Source organism: Mycobacterium sp. HUMS_12744610, assembly GCF_041206865.1.
Lineage (GTDB): Bacteria > Actinomycetota > Actinomycetes > Mycobacteriales > Mycobacteriaceae > Mycobacterium > Mycobacterium servetii.
Window position 1 is genome coordinate 2,557,675 of sequence record NZ_JBGEDP010000001.1, and the last position, 18,224, is coordinate 2,575,898.

The window sequence follows — 18,224 nt, forward strand, 5'->3', positions numbered from 1 at the left end:
CGCCATGACGAGCGGCTCCCCTGAATTCACGGTTTCACGCTCGCCACACCCGGCGACCGACGAGGAACGCCAATCCATCCTGGCCGAACCGGGTTTCGGCAAGTACCACACCGACCACATGGTGTCGATCGACTACACCGACGGCCAGGGCTGGCACGACGCACGGGTGATCCCGTACGGGCCGATCGAGCTGGATCCCTCGGCGATCGTGCTGCACTACGCGCAGGAGATCTTCGAGGGGCTCAAGGCGTACCGGTGGTCCGACGACTCGATCGTGTCGTTCCGCGCCGAGGCCAATGCCGCCAGGTTGCGCTCGTCGGCTCGGCGGCTGGCCATGCCCGAACTGCCCGACGAACTGTTCATGGGCTCGCTGTGTCAGCTCATCGGCGTCGACAAGGCCTGGGTGCCCGCCGCCGGCGGGGAAGAGGCGCTGTACCTGCGCCCGTTCATGATCGCCACCGAGCCGGGCCTGGGGGTGCGGCCGGCCAAGCAGTTCCGCTACCTGCTGATCGCCTCGCCGGCCGGCGCCTACTTCAAGGGCGGCATCAGCCCGGTCAGCGTCTGGGTGTCCACGGAGTATGTGCGGGCCTGCCCGGGCGGCACAGGTGCGGCCAAGTTCGGCGGCAACTACGCCGCCTCGCTGCTGGCCCAGGCCGAAGCCGCCGACAACGGGTGCGACCAGGTGGTGTGGCTGGACGCCGTCGAGCGCCGTTTCGTCGAGGAGATGGGCGGGATGAACATCTTCTTCGTCTTCGGCAGCGGCGGCTCCGCGCGGCTGGTCACCCCGGAGCTGTCCGGCTCGCTGCTGCCGGGCATCACGCGGGATTCGTTGCTGCAGTTGGCGATCGACGCGGGCTTCAGCGTCGAGGAGCGCAAGGTCGACATCGACGAGTGGCAGAAGAAGGCGGCCGCCGGCGAGATCACCGAGGTGTTCGCCTGCGGCACCGCCGCCGTCATCACCCCGGTGTCGCGGGTCAAGTACGGCGACGGCGAGTTCACCATCGCCGACGGCGATCCCGGCGAGGTGACGATGGCGCTGCGCGACACGTTGACCGGAATCCAGCGCGGCACCTTCGCCGACACCCACGGCTGGATGGCCCGGCTGGGCTAGCTTTGCTGTCCGCTCACCCCTGGAAGCCGGCCAGCGTCACCGCGCCGACCGTCGTCGTCAACTCGATGGCGGCGCCCAGCACGTCACCGGTGATACCGCCGAACCGCCGCACGCAGTGCCCCGCCAGGACCGCCCCGCAGCACGCCGCCACCAGCACCGCCACCGGCCCCTGCCACGGCCGCGGAGCGGCCGGCACGGAGGCGGCGAGCAACACCGCGACCCAGGCCGCCGCCACCGCCGCGGGCTGGCTGCCGGCGACGCGCGCGCCCAGGGCGCTGCCCTCGGCCGCCGGGACCGCTCGGCGACAGGCCAGCACCGCGGTGACCCGGCCCGCGACGACCGCCACGACGATCCCCGCCGGTGCCAGGGCTGCGAACGCGAAGCCCTGCAGCGCGATCGTGAGCACGACGGCGGCCACGCCGAACGCCCCGGTGGACCCCTCGCGCATCACCGCCAGCGCGCGCTCCGGTGGCCCGTAGCAGCCCAGCCCGTCGGCCGTGTCGGCCACGCCGTCGAGATGCAGGCCGCGGGTCGCGAGCAGCAGCACCGCCACCGCGAGCAGCCCGGGCAACGGGCTGGCCGGCCCGAACACCGCCGCGCCGCCCCGCACGACGGCCGCGGCCAGCGCGCCCAGGGCGGCGCCAACCACCGGCAGCGCCGTCATGGCGCCCCGGCCCAGCGGGCCGGTCGCGGCGCGCGGGACCGGCAGCACCGTCGCGAACGCGAAAGCCGTTGCCAGCGAACGTATCACGGGGACGGTCGGTCGGAGACGCCGGCCTCGCCGAAGGTTGCCATGGACGCCAGCGTGGCCACCGCAGCGCGCAGCACCGGCAGCGCCGTCGCCGCGCCGCTGCCCTCGCCCAGCCGCATCCCCAGCTCCAAAATCGGCTCCAGCGACAGGGCCGCCAGGGCCAGCGTGTGGCCCGGCTCGGCGGAGCGGTGACCCGCCTGCCACCACTGCCGGGCGCCCGGGGCCAGGCGCTCGGCGACCAGCGCCGCGGCCGTGACCGCCATGCCGTCGAGCAGCAGCGGCGTGCGCCGCACCGCCGCCTGCGCACAAAAACCCGCCAGGGCCGCGAGGTCCGCACCGGCGCAGCAGCGCAGCAGCCCCACCGGGTCGGGCAGCACCAGCCGCGTCCGGAACAGTGCATCGCGCACGGCGGCCGTTTTGCGCACCCACGCGGCGTCGTCGATCCCGGTGCCGAAGCCGACGGCCGCGACGGGCTCGGTGTTGGTCAGCGCCGCCACCAGCACCGTCGCCGGGGTGGTGTTGCCGATGCCCATGTCGCCGGCGATGAGCAGGTCGGCGCCGGCGTCGACCTCTTCGTCGGCGATGCGCCGGCCCGCGTCGATCGCCGCGACCGTCTCCTCGTCGCTCAATGCGTCCTGCACGCTGATGTCGCCGCTGCCGCGGCGCACCTTGTGGGCGCCGATGCGCTCGGAGGCAGCGTCGGCGTCGACCGCCAGGTCCGCGACCCGCACCGTCGCCCCCGCGATCTCGGCCAACACGTTGATCGCCGCGCCGCCGGCCGCGATGTTGGCGACCATCTGCGCAGTGACCTCCGGCGGATACGCCGACACCCCGGAGGCGGCGACGCCGTGGTCGCCGGCGAACACCACCACCCGGGCGCGCCCGAACTGCCGCGGCGGGCACTGCCCCTGGCACGACGCGGTCCAGACCGCCAGGTCCTCGAGGCGGCCGAGGGCGCCCCGCGGTTTGGTCAGAATGTCCTGACGGGCGCGCGCGGCCGCGGCGACGGCCGCATCCGGCGGCGAGATCGGCGGGAACTCCATCAGATTCCCGCCGACGGATTGATCGGCTTGATCGGCACCGCTTGCCCGGCCACCACCAGCACCACCCGATCGCACAACGCGGCGACGCGCTGGTTGAGCCCGCCCAGTTCGTCGGCGAACCGGCGTCCGGCCGCGGTGGCCGGCACGACGGTCAGCCCGACCTCCGGGCTGACCAGCACCAGCGGGGCGGCGAACGCAGCGACGGCGGCCAGCATGTCGTCGATCATCTCCTGCACCGGCTCCGCCGGCGAACCGGCGTCCCACGCGTTGTTGCCGTCCAGTACGGCCGTCAGCCAGGCGCCGAGATCGTCGACCAGCGCCGGGGCGTGCGGCGACTGCCGCAGCTGGGCGGCGACCTCCCCGGTTTCCACCGTCGCCCAGTGCGCGGGCCGGCGGCCGCGGTGCCGCGCGACGCGTTCCGCCCAGGCCGCGTCGGTCTCGTCGACCTGGCCGGGGGCCAGGTAACGGACGGGCTCGCCGGGCGGCAGCGACCCGGCGATGGCTTCCTCGGCCCAGCGCGACTTGCCCGACCTGATCCCGCCGAGCACCAGCGTGCGCACCGGGTTCAGGCGGCTTTCAGGCGACGCTCAGCCGACACTGCTGCCGCGCTCGACCTGGGGCTTGGGCGCCCGCATCCGGCGCATCTGGGAAGCCCGACTGGCGGCGTAAAGGCCCAGCTTCCAACGGCTTTCGGTGTTCTTCGGGAACTTCGCGTCGACCATTTTGGTGACCTTGCGGCCCAGAATGAACGCGTCGACGGCCATCACCGCCATCAGCACCAGCATCGCCGGGGACATATAGAGCTGCACCTGGGGGACCGCGAACATCACGAACAGCAGGAACAGCGTCGCCGGCATGAACAGCCCCAGCAGGTTGCGCCGGGAGTCCACCACGTCGCGCACGTACCGGCGTATCGGCCCCTGGTCGCGCGGCAGCAGGTAGCCCTCCTCGCCGGCCATCATGCGCTCGCGGCGTTCGGTCATCCGGGCCCGGCTGGCGGCCTTGTCGGCCCGGCGCTCCTCGCGGGTGAGCTTGGGCTTGGCGAGCGACTTGCGCCGGGCCCGCGCCTCCGACGCGGTCATGGGTGCGGGCGCGACCGGGCCCTTCTTGGCGCTGCGCCGGGCGTCGTTGCGTTTGGGGGTGGGCCGGCCCTTGGGTGCGGTGCGGCGCGACTCGCCGCGGTCTGCGTCGCCGGAACCGGAGCCCGGCTCCGGCGCGCCTTCGCCGAGGTCGTCTTCGTGGCTCTTCCTGCGGCCCAGTAGCTTCACAGCCGCCAGGTTACTTCGCGGCGGACCCGACACGGAATCGCCCCGGAAAGCATTGCTATTAGGCATGCGCCGGCGATGAGGATGGCCCTACGCTTAGCCCTGTGCTGAACGGCTGGCTGTGATGGACGATGGCTCGATGGCGTCGGGTGGTGGCCCCGCCGGCCTCGCGCCAGGTCGTCTCCAGCTGCCGGCCATGCTGGTTCTGGTGGCCCCGGACTGCTACGGCGACAGCCTGTCGGCCGTGCAGGCCGCCGCCTCCATCGCGACGGGCTGGACGCGGTCACGGCCGGGCGACCGGTTCATCGTGGCCCCGCAGTCCGACGGCGGCCCGGGTTTCGTCGAGGTGCTGGCCAACAGGCTGGGGCAGAAGCGGCGCCTGAAGGTGTCCGGGCCGCTGGACACCACGGTCCGCGCCGACTGGGTGCTGGATGCCGCGTCGTCGACGGCGTACCTGGAGTGCGCCCAGGCGTGTGGCCTGGCCCTGCTGGGTGGCCCGCCGACCCCGGAGACCGCGCTGGCGGCCCACAGCAGGGGCGTGGGGCAGCTCATCGACGAGGCGCTGTGCTACGGGGCCAGGCGGATCGTGGTCGGGCTGGGTGGCAGCGCCTGCACCGACGGCGGCCTGGCCATGATCGCCGAGCTGGGCGGGCTGGACGTCGCGCGGCGGCGACTGGCCGGCGTCGAGCTGATCATCGCCTCGGACACCGAATACCCGCTGACGGGCCCGTGGGGGGCCGCCCGCGTCTTCGGTCCGCAGAAGGGTGCCGATACGGCCACCGTCGCGGCACTCGAGGTGCGCCTCGAGGCGTGGGCCCTCGAACTGGAAGCGGCGGCCGGACGTGACGTGAGCTCCGAGCCGGGAGCGGGCGCCGCCGGCGGTATCGGCGCCGGCTTGCTGGCGCTCGGCGCCCGCTGCGAGTCGGGCGCCGCCATCATCGCCGAGCACACCCACCTGGCCGACGACCTCGACATCGCGGAACTGATCCTGACCGGGGAGGGGCGGTTCGACGAGCAGTCGCTGCACGGCAAGGTGGTGGGGTACCTCGCCGACGAGGCCCGTCCGCGGGGCATCCCCGTGATCGTGCTGGCCGGGCAGGTCGAGCTGGACAATTCGGCAGTGCGCACCGCGGGCATCATGTCCGCCTTGTCGATCGCCGACTACGCCGGCTCGGCGCGGCTCGCGCAGGCCGACGCGGCCAACCAGCTGATGGGATTGGCCTCACAGGTGGCGGCACGGCTCGGGAATAGCGGTCCGGCGAGGTACCGTTGAACGTGTGGGTTTTCCGGAGCCGATCGGGCCCTGCTGAAGCCGACCCACCCAAGTACCGATGAGGCATGTAGGAGAAGCAATGACGGTGCAAAACGAGTCGGACGCCAAGACCCACGGCGTGATCCTGACCGAGGCCGCCGCCGCCAAGGCGAAGTCCCTCCTCGACCAGGAGGGCCGTGACGACCTCGCGTTGCGCATCGCGGTCCAGCCGGGCGGCTGCGCCGGCCTGCGCTACAACCTCTTTTTCGACGACCGGACACTGGACGGCGACCTGACCGCGGAGTTCGGCGGCGTCACCTTGACGGTGGACCGGATGAGCGCGCCCTACGTCGAGGGTGCCTCCATCGACTTCGTTGACACGATCGAGAAGCAGGGCTTCACGATCGACAACCCCAACGCCACCGGCTCGTGCGCCTGCGGGGACTCCTTCAACTGACCCGATGACGACCCGCTGACCGGGTCTACGGTGCGCGGGGCTAGTACGAGCCGCCGGTGCGTAACACGTACGAGCAGACCATGATCTGGCCGCGCTGGAAGAGCAGCTGCGCGATGCCCTGCACCTGTCCGCGCATCGGGCCACCGGTGGCGGGGGAGACGCGCATCGTGAACAGCGCCTGAGCCTGATACTGCGACAGGTACACGATCTTGTCTATAGAGGTCACCTCGACCTGGGAGAACTGTTTGCGGAACGCGTCGCTGGCGAGCCTGGCCAGCGCCAGGTCGGAGCGTTTGTCGCGCACGCCGTCGTACATGCCGCACAGCGCGTTGCGGACGACGAAGTCGAGCTCGCGGTGGTCCAGCGCGTTCAGATACTCCTGAATCGCCGTCTTGGCCGCTGACTCCGAGAACGTCGCGCCGGTGTTGGCCCCGTTGGTGCGCACCCCGTACACGATCGCCACGGTCGTCACGGCGGCCAGCGCGATGGCCACCAGAACGCTGACCAGCAAACGTCGCTTGGACCGTCGCTGCGGGTAGCCGACGGGCGCGGGCGGCGGACCTGCATAATTGGGCGGCGGGGGTCCCGCGGGGCCCCCGAAGACCGGGTTGCCGGCGGCGCGCCCGTCGGGATACTCGAGCGGCCGGGACTCCGGGTGCGGTGCTGGACGGTCGCTTCCGACGGTGTGGTTCGGCGGGTGCGGACCGGCCATCGTGGTTCTCCTACGGTGGTAGTTGGGGCGCCCGGGAGGACGTCGGGGGCGGCAAACGCCCGCGCTCGGGTCTGGGCAAGGGTCTCGCGACTGGTCAGGTTTGTAGGCAGGCTAGCGCACCGGCTCCCGCAGACCGTGGACGCAACGGCGGTCGATGCGCGTGAGTAAGCTAGACAACCTTAGTAATGAAGGGTGGAGATTTCGTGACGATCGCGGTGACTGGTTCGATAGCGACCGACAATCTGATGCGGTTCCCCGGAAAGTTTTCCGAGCAGCTGCTGCCCGAGCATCTGCAGAAGGTTTCGCTCAGTTTTCTGGTCGACGACCTGGTGATTCACCGCGGCGGCGTGGCTGGCAACATCGCGTTCGCCATCGGGGTGCTCGGCGGTGATGTGGCCCTCGTCGGTGCCGCCGGCGACGACTTCGCCGACTATCGCAAGTGGCTGCTGGCCCACAACGTCAACTGCGACCACGTCCTGATCTCCGACAGCGCGCACACCGCGCGCTTCACCTGCACCACCGACGTCGACATGGCCCAGATCGCGTCGTTCTACCCCGGCGCCATGTCGGAGGCCCGCAACATCAAGCTCGCCGACGTGGTCTCGGGTATCGGCAAGCCCGAGCTGGTGATCATCGGCGCCAACGACCCCGAGGCGATGGTCGTGCACACCGACGAGTGCCGCAAACTGGGCCTCCCGTTCGCGGCCGACCCGTCCCAGCAGCTGGCCCGGCTGTCGGGAGACGAGATCCGCAAGCTCATCGACGGTGCGGAGTACCTGTTCACCAACGACTACGAATGGGACCTGATGCTGTCCAAGACCGGCTGGACGGAGGCCGACGTCATGGCGCAGATCGGGCTGCGGGTCACCACGCTGGGCCCCAAGGGCGTGGACGTGGTGCAGCCCGACGGCACCAGCATCCACGTCGACGTCGTGCCCGAGACCAGTCAGGTCGACCCCACCGGGGTCGGCGACGCTTTCCGCGCCGGTTTCCTGACCGGGCGCAGCGCCGATCTGAGCCTCGAGCGCTCGGCGCAGCTGGGCTCACTGGTGGCCGTGCTGGTGCTGGAGTCCACCGGCACGCAGGAGTGGACGTGGGACCACGAGGTCGCGAAGACCCGGTTGGCCGGCGCCTACGGCGACGAGGCGGCCGCCGAGATCACGGCGGTGCTCACCTAGGTTTGCGCTCGTCCCTCAGAGCTGCACCGGGTAGACCGGCTCGCTGATCCGCGGCACGACGCTGTGCTCGACGAAGATGGCGTGCCACAGCATGAAGATGAGCACCGTCCACAGCCGGCGGCTGTGATCGCTGACGCCGTTGCGGTGCTCGTCGAGCATGCGGCGGACGGTGGGCAGGTCGACGAGGCGCCCGGCCTGCGAGGAGTCCACCATCGCGTAGGCCCACTCCAGCAGCTCGCCCGCGCGCAGCCAATGGCGGATCGGCACCGGGAAGCCCAGCTTGGGCCGGTGCAGCACGTGGGCCGGTACGACGGGCTCCAGCGCGCGGCGCAGCGCGTACTTGGTGGTGGTGCGGGTGATCTTGGCATCCACGGGCAACCGGGACGCGACGGCGAACACCTCCGGGTCCAGAAACGGCACCCGCAGCTCCAGCGAGTTGGCCATCGTCATCTTGTCGGCCTTGACCAGGATGTCGCCGCGCAGCCAGGTGAACAGGTCGAGGTGCTGCATACGGGCCACCGGGTCCCAGCCGGCCGATCGGGCGTACACCGAGGCGGTGACGTCGGTGTGCGTCCAGTCCTCGCGGAAACCGGGCAGCACGGCGCGCAACTGCGCGTCGGAGAAACTGCGGGCGTTGCCGTAGTAGCGCTCCTCGAGCGTCAGCGATCCGCGGTACAGCAGGCTCTTGCCGCGCATGCCCTCCGGCAGCGGCCCCGACATCTTGCCCACCGACCGCCGGACCGGTCGCGGCAGATAGTCGAAAGGCTTCAGCGACAACGGTTCCCGATAGATGGTGTACCCGCCGAACAACTCGTCGGCGCCCTCGCCGGAGAGCACCACCTTGACGTGTTTGCGGGCTTCGCGGGCGACGAAGAACAGGGGCACCAGCGCGGGGTCGGCGACCGGCTCGTCGAGGTACCAGACGATCTCGGGCAGCGCGGCGACGAACTCCTCCGGGCTGACCACCTTGGCGATGTGGCGGGCGCCGATCGCCTCCGCGGAGGCGACCGCGACGTCGATCTCGGAGAATCCCTCCCGTTCGAAACCCGTGGTGAACGTGATCAGCCGCGGGTTGTGGCGGATGGCCAGCGCCGCGATGGCCGTGGAGTCGATGCCGCCGGACAGGAAAGCGCCCACCGTGACGTCGGCGCGCATGTGCTTGGCCACCGAGTCCTGCAGCACCGCGGTGATCTCGTCATAGCGGGCCTGCTCGGTGTCGCGGGTCAGCGGCTCGGCGGAGAACCGCGGGACGAAATACCGGGTGACCTCCGGTTGCCGGCCGGGACGGATCCGGGCGTAACAGCCCGATTCCAGCCGGCGCACCCCGCGGTGCAGCGTCTCGGGCTCGGGCACGTACTGCAGGACCGTGTAGTGCTGCACCGCCCGCTCGTCGATCCCGGTCTCGAATCCCAGCAGCTCGACCAGGTCCAGCAGGCACTTCTTCTCGCTGGCCACCGCGGTGCCGCCGGCGCCGGTGGCCATGAACAGCGGCTTGATACCGAAAGGGTCACGCGCGCAGAACAATTCGCGCGTCATCGTGTCCCACAGCGCGAACGCGAACATGCCGCGCAGGCGGCCCAGCACCTCGGTGCCCCAGTGGTGGAACCCGGCGACGATGGCCTCGCCGTCGCCGTCGGTGGCGAACGCAGCGTCGTGGCGGGCGGCCAGTTCGTCGCGCAGCTCGAGGTAGTTGTAGATCTCGCCGTTGAACACCAGCACGTAGCGGCCGGGTTGCTCGGGCGGGCCCCAGCGCAGCGGCTGGTGCGAATGGGCGATGTCGATGATCGACAGCCGGTTGAAGCCGAAGACGACCGCGCCGTCGGCGCTGGGGTCGGTCCAGGTGCCCGGCTCGTCGGGACCGCGGTGCCGCATCAGCCGCAGCGCCGCGGTGACGGCACCGTCGACGTCGGAGGCACCGGCGCCGTCGCCGGCCGCCGGGTCCGCGACAAAAGCCAGCAGTCCGCACACGGCGCCCCAGTATGCCGCACTCGGGCGGCGCGCGTGGGCGCCGCGCGTGACGCGCCCCGATGGGCCCGTGACGTGCCGCGCGGCCCGAGCGGCCGGGGTTTCGTCGCCCGCGTCAGCGCCGTGGTCTACGCTGCGTAGTATTCGATATCCGAGCATGGAGGCGCCGACGTGACACCTCGCGAGCAGGTCCGTTCGCAACGTTTGTCGCAGGGCAGGTTTCAAGGGCTTTTTGGCCGCCTTCCCGTGAGTGTTCCGCGGGTTCCGGTCCGCCGTCGCCGGCCGTTGGCGCTGGCCGGGACGCTGGGGCTGCTTGCGGTCACTCTGAGTGGCTGCAGCTGGTCGGAAGCGCTGGGGATGGGCTGGCCGGAAGGCATCACCCCGGAGGCCCACCTTAACCGGGAGCTGTGGATCGGCGCCGTCATCGCCTCGCTCGCCGTCGGCGGCATCGTGTGGGGACTCATCTTCTGGTCGTCGGCCTTCCACCGCAAGAAGGCCACAGACACCGACCTGCCCCGCCAGTTCGGCTACAACATGCCCCTGGAGCTGGTGCTCACGGTGATGCCGTTCCTGATCATCTCGGTGCTGTTCTACTTCACCGTGGTGGTCCAGGAGAAGGTGCTGCACATCGCCAAGGACCCCGAAGTGGTGATCGACGTCACGGCCTTCCAGTGGAACTGGAAGTTCGGTTACCAGCGCGTGGATTTCAAGGACGGCACCTTCACCTACGACGGCGCCGACCCCGCCCGCAAGAAGGCCGCAGCGCCCAAGCCAGTGGGCGTCGACAAGCACGGCGATGAACTCGTGGGGCCACCCCACGGTCTCCACGGCGAGGACCTCAGCTACCTGAACTTCGACAAGGTCGAGACCCTGGGCACCACCAGCGAGATCCCGGTGCTCGTGCTGCCCGAGGGCAAGCGCATCGAGTTCCAGCTGGCCTCCGCCGACGTGGTGCACTCGTTCTGGGTGCCCGAGTTCCTGTTCAAGCGCGACGTGATGCCCAACCCGAAGGCGAACAACTCGGTCAACGTCTTCCAGGTGGAGCAGATCAACCGGACCGGCGCGTTCGTCGGTCACTGCGCCGAGATGTGCGGCACGTATCACTCGATGATGAACTTCGAGGTCCGGGTCGTGTCGGCGAACGACTTCAAGGCCTACCTGCACCAGCGGATGGACGGCAAGACCAACGCCCAGGCGCTGCAGGCGATCAACCAGTCCCCGGTGGCGGTGACCACCCACCCGTTCGACACCCGCCGCGGTGAATTGACCACAAGCCAGTAGGTGAGGACCCCCAATGCATATCGAAGCGAGGCTGTTCGAGTTCGTCGCCGGGTTCTTTGTCATCGTCGCGGTGCTGTACGGGGTGTTGACGTCGCTGTACGCCACCGGTGGCGTGGAGTGGGCGGGCACGGCAGCGCTGGCGCTGACCGGAGGCATGGCGCTGATCGTGGCCACCTTCTTCCGGTTCGTGGCACGCCGGCTCGACACTCGGCCCGAGGACTATGAGGGCGCCGAGATCAGCGACGGCGCAGGCGAATTGGGCTTCTTCAGCCCACACAGCTGGTGGCCGATCCTGGTCGCGCTGTCGGCGTCGGTGACGGCGGTCGGCGTGGCGCTGTGGCTGCCCTGGCTGCTCACCGCCGGGGTGGTGTTCATCCTCGCCTCGGTGGGCGGGTTGGTCTTCGAGTACTACATCGGACCCGAGAAGCACTGATTTCGCACCCGAAGGTCACAATCGGATCACGTGACCGGCGGCCGGTTCGCCAGGACGTTTTTGCCGCTTTCGGTTCGGTAGGGTTTGTCCAGGCAGGATGAGAACTTGTGAAGTGCGCGCGCAACGATGTGACCGTGGAGCCCCGCGCGCTTGTTACGCAGTTGGACAGGGCAGGCAAAGATGAGCGGGCCGAACCCCCCGGGATGGGAACCTGAAGAACCGGATTCCGTCAGCAAGCTCAGCCCCGAACCGGATACTGACAGCGAACACGGCGACGAAGCCGGGCCGGTGGAGGAGCTCGAACCCTTCGACGACGCCGAGATGGCGGCCTCGGAGCGGGCCGGCCAGACCGACGCATACTCCCGGGCCTATTCGGCACCGGAGTCCGAGCACTTCACCAGCGGCCCCTACGTGCCGGCCGATCTTCGGCTCTACGAGTACGACGACTACGACGAGTCGCCCGAACCGGACGATGAACATCGCGCCCCGCGCTGGCCGTGGGTGGTCGGCGTCGCCGCGATCGTGGCGGCGATCGCGCTCGTGGTGTCGGTGTCGCTGCTCGTCGCGCGTACCGACACCAGCAAGCTCGCCAACCCCGCCACCACCACCCCCTCCATCCCGCCGATCCAGGATCAGATCACCACGACGAAGCCCCCGCCGCCACCACCACCGCCGCCGCCACCCACCGCCACGGAAACCCAGACGGTGACGGTGACCCCGCCGCCACCGCCGCCCCCGCCGGTGAGCACCTCGGCGGCGCCGCCCGCCACCTCGACCGCCGCGGCGCCCCCGCCGACGACAACGACAACAACCCCGGCCGGTCCGCGGCAGGTCACCTATTCGGTGACCGGCACCAAGGCGCCGGGGGACATCATCTCGGTGACCTACGTCGACGCCTCCGGTCGCCGGCGCACGCAGCACAACGTGTACATTCCCTGGTCGATGACCGTCACGCCGATCTCGCAGTCCGACGTGGGCTCGGTCGAGGCGTCCAGCCTGTTCCGGCTCAGCCGGCTCAACTGCTCGATCACCACGAGCGACGGCACCGTGCTGTCCTCGAACTCCAACGACGCACCGCAGACGAGCTGCTGATGGTCAGCAGATACTCCTATCGGCGTGGCTCGGACACCGTTCCGCCGGACGCGATCGACCGCCTCCTGATCGGGGCCTGCGCGGCGATCTGGCTGGTGGTGCTTGGCGTGAGCGTCGCCGCGGCCGTCGCGCTGGTGGACCTGGGCCGCGGCTTCCACAAGACGTCCGGCAGCAGCACGCACACCACCTGGGTGTTGTACGCGGTCATCATCGTTTCCGCGCTGATCATCGCCGGGGCCATCCCGGTGCTGTTGCGTGCTCGCCGCACGGCCCAGGAGGAGCCGCCCGCCCGGCCGACCGCCGGGGCGGCGCGCGGCCCGGTCGGTGGCGCCGCGCTGCGCACCGGTTTCTCCGCGACGGCGCGCACGATGGGGGAGCGGACGCGCCAGCCGCGGGTGCAGGCGGCGGATTCGGCCGCCGAGTGGTCCGGCGAGGCGGTGGATCGCGTGTGGCTGCGCGGCACCGTGCTGCTGGCGGGCACGATGGGCGTCGCGCTGGTCGCCGTTGCGACGGCGACCTACCTGATGGCCGTCGGCCACGACGGCCCGTCCTGGATCGGCTACGGCCTGGCCGGCGCCGTCACCGCGGGGATGCCGGTGATCGAGTTCCTGCATGTTCGACAACTGCGCCGCCTGGTGGCCGGTTCCGAGTAACCGGCGGCGCCGCGGACCAGAGCTGGTCGTCGGGTCCCGGCTTGGCCGGCTCGCGGCGGGAGTTCGGGTTCTCTCAGCAACAGAGCGGATCTGGTCCCTTGACACCCTTGATCCGGAGGCGGGGTTGTTGGAGTTCGGGCGGCTGGTGAGCGAAGTGGCCGGCGTCCTTGGCGACGCAATTCGGTTTCGACGTCAAAGGATTAGGTGCCGTAGAAGTTGATGTGGTCGTGCTGCGCGGGTGTCAGGTGCGCGGTGGCCTCGTCGGTGACCGGGTGGCCCTCGGAGCGCAGGGCATCGAGGGAGTCACCAAGGTAAGCGGTGGTCCACAGTACCGAGGCGTTGGTGATCAGGTTGAGACACAGCGCCTGGTCGACCTGGTCATCGAGGTGTCGGCGCCGGACATGGCCTTGATGGGCGAAGAGATCACGACGCAGAGCGTGCAGGCTTTTGCCCTTGTTGAGTTGGCGGTGCAGGCATTGCGGTTCGTGCTCGACTTGTGAAGGTATTCGTTCGCGAGCGACAACCGAACCGTGCACGACGTGTCACAAAATCGATGTGAAGAAGGTGGATATCGCGCTCGGTGAGAGCCGGTGTTCCGCTGTGGGGTGAGCCACTGTTCCGTTGGCGGGTGAGCCACTGCGACGTTATCGGGTGAGCCGTGGCACCGTTATGCCGGTCGAGGTTCGAGTATGCGCGCAGCATCAGTGTTGGCGTGGGGACCAGCGTCCGGCGGGACGCGTGGCGCCCCGTCCCGCCGGACGCTGGTCAGCCGAGTTGGCTGAAGTGCTTGCGCATCGATTCATCGCAGGTCAGCACGGTGGCGTGAGCGTTGGTGGTGATGCGATCGATGATCGCATCGGCGAGAATCTTTTCCTCCATGCGGTCGTGCCATTGGCCGGGCGGCAGTTGGGTGCAGTAGATCGTCGACGCCGTCTTGTGGCGCCGGTCGATCAAGGTGTGCAGCTGCTGGATCTGCTGGCGACTCGGCGTGGTGAGGAACCAGTCATCGATGATCAACAGCTCCACTTTGACCAGGGTGTCCAGGCAGCGTTTGCGCTCCCCGGTGCGTTCGGCGATGGTGAGGCGGTCGAACAGTTCACCGGCCGGCAGGTAAAGCACACTGCGGTACTGCTGGCAGGCCTTGTTGTCCAGCGCGCAGGCCACGTAGGTCTTCCCTGCGCCGGTCGGGCCTTGCAGGATGACGTCCTGATGGGTTTGCAGGTAGTTGCCGACGGCGAGCCGGGTGATCAACTCGGTGTCCACACTGCGACCAGGCATGGCTTTGATGTCGGCGATGTCGGCAGCAGGTTGGGCCAGTGCCGCGTGTCGGCGCAGCCGGTGCAGCTTGCTGTTGCGGCGCCGCTCGTATTCCCAGTCGATGGCCATCTTGACCATCTCCGGGCCGGTGGGCCGTTGCGCACCGGTGGTGGCGGCGAGGTTCTCGAAGTACTCAGCCATGCCGGACAGGCGCATCGCCTTGAGCCTGGCCAGGGTTTCGGTATCGATCATGCCGGGCCCCCGTCCTGGCCGTAGTAGTCGGCGCCGCGCACGAACCCGGCGTCGCCGAGGGACGCCACCGGCGGCGGATCGGCGGGTTCCCAAGTGGCCCATAGTTTCTTGATCAGCGTGTAGGACGGCGCCGATGTGGCAGCCAAGGCCCGACCGCAGCTGTCTTCCAGCCGGGCCGTGCCGCCTTGGCGTTTGGCCAGCGACATCACCCCCAGGCAGGACCGGTAGGACTGCTCGACGATCTTGCGGGAGGCCAGGATCGCCTGGATCGCCGCCACGGTGTTCGGGCCGATGGTCGCCGCCCACTGCTCGAAGCGTTGCGCGCTCCAGTCGGCCAGCCGGTGCCGATGCCCTGCAGGCATGTGCTCGGCGACGGTGGAATACCGCCCGCGCACACCTTTTGTGGCGCGACTCTTTGGGTGAGCACGGCGGGGTGGTGGTGCGTCATGTGGGTTGAGGACGGGCTGGGCGTGACGCCGACCGGCGGGCGGGTTGTGGGTGGTGCTGTCACGGTGAGGACGGTCGGTTTAGGGTCCGGGTGATCTTGAAAGTCGACGGCCCTTCCCACGTGCTTTGACTGGGCTACTGGGAAGGGCCGTCCGAACGCCCGGAGGCGTCGTTGCTCAGTGTAGGTGTCGATCCTGTTGTTGTTGAACGTCAGTTGCGCTCGGGCGTGCTGAGCTGCCCGCGGTGCGGGCAGCGGTTGGCGCCGTGGGGGCACGCCGCGCCGCGGTTTGTGCGTCGTGCGACGGCGGTGGTGGAGCGGATCTGGCCGCGGCGGGCGATCTGTTCGAGCGCGGCGGGCTGTGGCCGCTCACACGTGCTGCTACCCCGGTTCTGTCTGGGCCGGCGGGTCGACGCGGTTTCGGTGATTTGGGCGGCGCTGCTGGCCCGGGCGGCGGGTTGGGGGTGGCGGCGGATCTGCGCGGCGGCGGGTCGCCCGGCCTCCACGGTTCGGGGCTGGCTGTCGCGGTTTTGCGTGCATGCCGAGTCGATCCGGGTCGGGTTCGCCCGGCTGGAACGCCACGCCAATACCGGCGCCGACATGGATCGTCTGGCTCCTGCGGCAAGCCCGGTCGCCGATGCGGTCGCCCAGATCGGTGTGGCGTGCGCGGCGGTGCGCCGGGTGGCCGGTTCGGCCGTGTTCGAGGTGTCGGCGGCCGAGCTGGTGGCGGCGTGCTCGGGTGGCTGGCTGTTGGGGTCGGGGCCGCCGGCGGTGGCGGCGTTGTCGATCAACATGAGCCCGCGTCTGTGAACGGCCGCCTCGGCGCGTCAGGGTCGAGCGCGTCACTGCCGTCGACCGTGGGAAGCGTTGAGGTGCCAATAGATGTCGAAGAAGAAGTCGCGGGCCGAGCGGGCGCGCGATATCGCGCTGTACCGGTATGCGCTGATTAGGCCGCTGGCCGATCCGGGCCTGTCAGCGACCGAGCGGGGTCGGCTGGTGCGGGAGCTGGCCGCCCAGGTGCATCTGGGCCCATCCGGTGAGCCGGTGACGGTGTCCCGCGCCAGCCTGGACCGCTGGATTAGGGCGTGGCGGGCCGGCGGGTTCGACGCGCTGATCCCGGGCGTGTCATTCCATCTGTGTAAGTCCGGGGTGGTCCATCATCGGACCGCCGTTGGGCGGACAGAAGGAGTGTTTTGTGACCAAGACCATGCAGATGCCGGCTGAGGAGACGACCGCGGCGCGGCGGCTGGCCGAGATGTTCACCGAAGAGACGCTGGACTCGTTGATTAAGGATGCGGTGAAGACCGGGACCCCGATCGACGGCGCGGACGGTTTGCTGAACCAGCTGACTAAGGCCGTGCTGGAGCGGGCGCTGAATGCGGAGCTAACCCACCATCTGGGTTATGAGGCCGGCGATCCGGCCGGACGCGGATCGGGAAATTCGCGCAACGGCACCACGCCGAAAACGGTGACCACCGTCAACGGCCCGGTGCAGATCGATGCGCCGCGTGATCGCAACGGCTCGTTTGAGCCGGCGATTGTGCCGAAGAAGACCCGCCGGCTCAACAACATCAATTCGGTGGTGTTGTCGCTGTATTCACGGGGAATGACCACCCGCGATATCGAAGCCCACCTGCAGGAGGTCTATGGGGCGTCGGTGTCGCGGGAGTTGATCTCCAATATCACCGAGGTGGTGGTCGATGAGATCAAGGGGGCGTGTCATTCCATCTGTGTAAGTCCGGGGTGGTCCATCATCGGACCGCCGTTGGGCGGACAGAAGGAGTGTTTTGTGACCAAGACCATGCAGATGCCGGCTGAGGAGACGACCGCGGCGCGGCGGCTGGCCGAGATGTTCACCGAAGAGACGCTGGACTCGTTGATTAAGGATGCGGTGAAGACCGGGACCCCGATCGACGGCGCGGACGGTTTGCTGAACCAGCTGACTAAGGCCGTGCTGGAGCGGGCGCTGAATGCGGAGCTAACCCACCATCTGGGCTATGAGGCCGGCGATCCGGCCGGACGCGGATCGGGAAATTCGCGCAACGGCACCACGCCGAAAACGGTGACCACCGTCAACGGCCCGGTGCAGATCGATGCGCCGCGTGATCGCAACGGCTCGTTTGAGCCGGCGATTGTGCCGAAGAAGACCCGCCGGCTCAACAACATCAATTCGGTGGTGTTGTCGCTGTATTCACGGGGAATGACCACCCGCGATATCGAAGCCCACCTGCAGGAGGTCTATGGGGCGTCGGTGTCGCGGGAGTTGATCTCCAATATCACCGAGGTGGTGGTCGATGAGATCAAGGCCTGGCAGGCCCGCCCGCTCGATGAGGTCTACCCGATCCTCTACATCGATGGGCTGCGGCTGCGGATCGGCGACAACGGGGTCATCACCACCAAGGTCGCCTATTTGGCCATTGGCGTGGATCTGGAGGGCCGCAAACACGCCTTGGGCTGCTGGATCCAGGACTCCGAGGGGGCGAAGTTCTGGCAGAAGGTCGTCATCGACCTGCGCAACCGCGGGGTGCGCGACATCCTCATCGCCTGCTGCGACGGGCTGACCGGTCTGCCTGATGCGATCCGCTCGATCTATCCCGATACCGTGGTGCAGACCTGCGTCGTGCACGTCATTAGGAATGCGATGCGCTTCGTGTCTTATAAGGACCGCAAGAAGGTCGCCACCGCGATGCGGGCGATCTACAGTGCGCCGACCGTCGATGGAGCCGAACTCGCACTCAAGGAGTTCGACCAGCAATTCGGCGCCCAATATCCGGGTGCAATTGACGTGTGGCACAACGCCTGGGGGGAATTCGTTCCGTTCCTGGACTATCCGGTGGAGTTGCGCAAGATCGTCTACACCACCAATGCGATCGAGTCGATCAACTTCCAGTTGCGCAAGATCACCAAGAACCGTGGTCATTTCACGGACAAGGACGCCGCGATGAAGTTGCTGTACCTCGGGCTGCGCAACATCTCCAGCGAGAGAGGAGGCTATTCGGGTACTGGAACGCACAACTGGACTGTGGCGCTCAACACACTCGCCAGACTATTCCCTGGGCGAATCCCATTGTGCTAGA

General features: G+C 69.1%; 20 protein-coding genes and 1 pseudogene. 12 read left to right on the top strand and 9 right to left on the bottom strand.

Translation table 11 applies throughout. The annotated features are described in order from the left end of the window. Positions 1 to 4: 4 nt before the first annotated feature. The gene (locus AB8998_RS12585; protein WP_369738261.1) at positions 5 to 1,111 is read left to right on the top strand and encodes a branched-chain amino acid aminotransferase; all 1,107 of its coding nucleotides are present in this window, start codon (positions 5 to 7) and stop codon (positions 1,109 to 1,111) included. 13 nt (positions 1,112 to 1,124) lie between these two features. Here the strand turns inward: AB8998_RS12585 and AB8998_RS12590 are convergent, their stop codons facing one another. Genes AB8998_RS12590 through AB8998_RS12605 form a run of 4 tightly spaced genes read right to left on the bottom strand, consistent with a single transcriptional unit; the run spans position 1,125 to position 4,173 of the window. Further along, a complete protein-coding gene (locus AB8998_RS12590; protein WP_369738262.1) occupies positions 1,125 to 1,862 on the bottom strand; it encodes an adenosylcobinamide-GDP ribazoletransferase in 738 nt (245 codons plus the stop codon). Continuing rightward, positions 1,859 to 2,905: a nicotinate-nucleotide--dimethylbenzimidazole phosphoribosyltransferase gene (gene cobT / locus AB8998_RS12595; protein ID WP_369738263.1), complete on the bottom strand. Its 1,047-nt coding sequence runs from the start codon at positions 2,903 to 2,905 to the stop codon at positions 1,859 to 1,861. The genes AB8998_RS12590 and cobT overlap by 4 nt, the downstream gene beginning before the upstream one ends. Beyond that, positions 2,905 to 3,465, bottom strand: a complete 561-nt coding sequence (locus AB8998_RS12600) for a bifunctional adenosylcobinamide kinase/adenosylcobinamide-phosphate guanylyltransferase (protein WP_369738264.1) — start codon at positions 3,463 to 3,465, stop codon at positions 2,905 to 2,907. The genes cobT and AB8998_RS12600 overlap by 1 nt, the downstream gene beginning before the upstream one ends. Positions 3,466 to 3,492: 27 nt before the next feature. Next, entirely contained in the window at positions 3,493 to 4,173 is a 681-nt protein-coding gene (locus tag AB8998_RS12605) for a DUF3043 domain-containing protein (protein WP_369738265.1), read from the bottom strand. 193 nt (positions 4,174 to 4,366) lie between these two features. On the opposite strand from AB8998_RS12605, the gene AB8998_RS12610 reads away from it, so the two are divergent. Then, positions 4,367 to 5,443, top strand: a complete 1,077-nt coding sequence (locus AB8998_RS12610; protein WP_369741542.1) for a glycerate kinase family protein — start codon at positions 4,367 to 4,369, stop codon at positions 5,441 to 5,443. A 79-nt stretch (positions 5,444 to 5,522) separates the two neighbouring features. Further along, positions 5,523 to 5,879 (top strand): iron-sulfur cluster assembly accessory protein, encoded by a 357-nt coding sequence (locus tag AB8998_RS12615; protein WP_369738266.1) that lies wholly within the window; start codon positions 5,523 to 5,525, stop codon positions 5,877 to 5,879. Positions 5,880 to 5,919: 40 nt separating this feature from the next. Here the strand turns inward: AB8998_RS12615 and AB8998_RS12620 are convergent, their stop codons facing one another. Continuing rightward, on the bottom strand, positions 5,920 to 6,591 hold the full coding sequence (locus tag AB8998_RS12620; RefSeq protein WP_369738267.1) for an Rv0361 family membrane protein: 672 nt from the start codon (positions 6,589 to 6,591) through the stop codon (positions 5,920 to 5,922). A 203-nt stretch (positions 6,592 to 6,794) separates the two neighbouring features. Between AB8998_RS12620 and AB8998_RS12625 the strand changes: the two genes are divergently transcribed. Beyond that, positions 6,795 to 7,769 carry a carbohydrate kinase family protein gene (locus AB8998_RS12625; RefSeq protein ID WP_369738268.1) on the top strand — a complete coding sequence of 325 codons (975 nt, stop codon included), beginning with the start codon at positions 6,795 to 6,797 and terminating at the stop codon, positions 7,767 to 7,769. 15 nt (positions 7,770 to 7,784) lie between these two features. Here the strand turns inward: AB8998_RS12625 and asnB are convergent, their stop codons facing one another. After that, entirely contained in the window at positions 7,785 to 9,737 is a 1,953-nt protein-coding gene (gene asnB / locus AB8998_RS12630; RefSeq protein WP_369738269.1) for an asparagine synthase (glutamine-hydrolyzing), read from the bottom strand. Between the two features lie 168 nt (positions 9,738 to 9,905). Between asnB and ctaC the strand changes: the two genes are divergently transcribed. From ctaC to AB8998_RS12650, 4 genes are all read left to right on the top strand, one after another. Beyond that, the gene (ctaC, locus tag AB8998_RS12635; protein WP_369738270.1) at positions 9,906 to 11,015 is read left to right on the top strand and encodes an aa3-type cytochrome oxidase subunit II; all 1,110 of its coding nucleotides are present in this window, start codon (positions 9,906 to 9,908) and stop codon (positions 11,013 to 11,015) included. Positions 11,016 to 11,028: 13 nt separating this feature from the next. Then, positions 11,029 to 11,448, top strand: a complete 420-nt coding sequence (locus AB8998_RS12640; protein ID WP_369738271.1) for a cytochrome c oxidase subunit 4 — start codon at positions 11,029 to 11,031, stop codon at positions 11,446 to 11,448. A gap of 180 nt (positions 11,449 to 11,628) precedes the next feature. Further along, a complete protein-coding gene (locus AB8998_RS12645) occupies positions 11,629 to 12,540 on the top strand; it encodes an MmpS family transport accessory protein (RefSeq protein ID WP_369738272.1) in 912 nt (303 codons plus the stop codon). After that, positions 12,540 to 13,193: a DUF2561 family protein gene (locus AB8998_RS12650; protein WP_369738273.1), complete on the top strand. Its 654-nt coding sequence runs from the start codon at positions 12,540 to 12,542 to the stop codon at positions 13,191 to 13,193. Before AB8998_RS12645 ends, AB8998_RS12650 begins: the two co-directional genes overlap by 1 nt. A 200-nt stretch (positions 13,194 to 13,393) precedes the next feature. Here AB8998_RS12650 and AB8998_RS12655 read toward each other — a convergent pair whose 3' ends face one another. From AB8998_RS12655 to AB8998_RS12665, 3 genes are all read right to left on the bottom strand, one after another. Beyond that, positions 13,394 to 13,729 (bottom strand): Tn3 family transposase, encoded by a 336-nt coding sequence (locus AB8998_RS12655; protein WP_369738274.1) that lies wholly within the window; start codon positions 13,727 to 13,729, stop codon positions 13,394 to 13,396. A 229-nt stretch (positions 13,730 to 13,958) separates the two neighbouring features. Next, a complete protein-coding gene (locus AB8998_RS12660; protein WP_369738275.1) occupies positions 13,959 to 14,702 on the bottom strand; it encodes an ATP-binding protein in 744 nt (247 codons plus the stop codon). Then, positions 14,699 to 15,064: a hypothetical protein gene (locus AB8998_RS12665; RefSeq protein WP_369738276.1), complete on the bottom strand. Its 366-nt coding sequence runs from the start codon at positions 15,062 to 15,064 to the stop codon at positions 14,699 to 14,701. The genes AB8998_RS12660 and AB8998_RS12665 overlap by 4 nt, the downstream gene beginning before the upstream one ends. A gap of 257 nt (positions 15,065 to 15,321) precedes the next feature. Between AB8998_RS12665 and AB8998_RS12670 the strand changes: the two genes are divergently transcribed. The 4 genes and pseudogenes from AB8998_RS12670 to AB8998_RS12685 all read left to right on the top strand — a co-directional run bounded on the left by AB8998_RS12670 (position 15,322) and on the right by AB8998_RS12685 (position 18,223). Continuing rightward, positions 15,322 to 15,957 (top strand): helix-turn-helix domain-containing protein, encoded by a 636-nt coding sequence (locus AB8998_RS12670; RefSeq protein ID WP_369738277.1) that lies wholly within the window; start codon positions 15,322 to 15,324, stop codon positions 15,955 to 15,957. Between the two features lie 72 nt (positions 15,958 to 16,029). Next, positions 16,030 to 16,371, top strand: a complete 342-nt coding sequence (locus tag AB8998_RS12675) for a helix-turn-helix domain-containing protein (RefSeq protein WP_369738278.1) — start codon at positions 16,030 to 16,032, stop codon at positions 16,369 to 16,371. Between the two features lie 22 nt (positions 16,372 to 16,393). Beyond that, positions 16,394 to 16,858: pseudogene (locus AB8998_RS12680) on the top strand (transposase); the annotation flags it as partial. A gap of 129 nt (positions 16,859 to 16,987) precedes the next feature. Then, positions 16,988 to 18,223, top strand: coding sequence for an IS256 family transposase (locus AB8998_RS12685; RefSeq protein WP_369741377.1), 1,236 nt, complete (start codon positions 16,988 to 16,990; stop codon positions 18,221 to 18,223). Position 18,224 lies beyond the last annotated feature (1 nt).

Coding starts and splice junctions, on each gene's coding strand:
- AB8998_RS12645 (WP_369738272.1), top strand. CDS start 11,629: ATGAGCGGGCCGAACCCCCCGGGATGGGAACCTGAAGAACCGGATTCC.
- cobT (WP_369738263.1), bottom strand. CDS start 2,905: ATGGAGTTCCCGCCGATCTCGCCGCCGGATGCGGCCGTCGCCGCGGCC.
- AB8998_RS12675 (WP_369738278.1), top strand. CDS start 16,030: ATGTCGAAGAAGAAGTCGCGGGCCGAGCGGGCGCGCGATATCGCGCTG.
- AB8998_RS12665 (WP_369738276.1), bottom strand. CDS start 15,064: ATGCCTGCAGGGCATCGGCACCGGCTGGCCGACTGGAGCGCGCAACGC.
- AB8998_RS12640 (WP_369738271.1), top strand. CDS start 11,029: ATGCATATCGAAGCGAGGCTGTTCGAGTTCGTCGCCGGGTTCTTTGTC.
- AB8998_RS12610 (WP_369741542.1), top strand. CDS start 4,367: ATGCTGGTTCTGGTGGCCCCGGACTGCTACGGCGACAGCCTGTCGGCC.
- AB8998_RS12615 (WP_369738266.1), top strand. CDS start 5,523: ATGACGGTGCAAAACGAGTCGGACGCCAAGACCCACGGCGTGATCCTG.
- AB8998_RS12585 (WP_369738261.1), top strand. CDS start 5: ATGACGAGCGGCTCCCCTGAATTCACGGTTTCACGCTCGCCACACCCG.
- AB8998_RS12620 (WP_369738267.1), bottom strand. CDS start 6,591: ATGGCCGGTCCGCACCCGCCGAACCACACCGTCGGAAGCGACCGTCCA.
- AB8998_RS12650 (WP_369738273.1), top strand. CDS start 12,540: ATGGTCAGCAGATACTCCTATCGGCGTGGCTCGGACACCGTTCCGCCG.
- AB8998_RS12660 (WP_369738275.1), bottom strand. CDS start 14,702: ATGATCGATACCGAAACCCTGGCCAGGCTCAAGGCGATGCGCCTGTCC.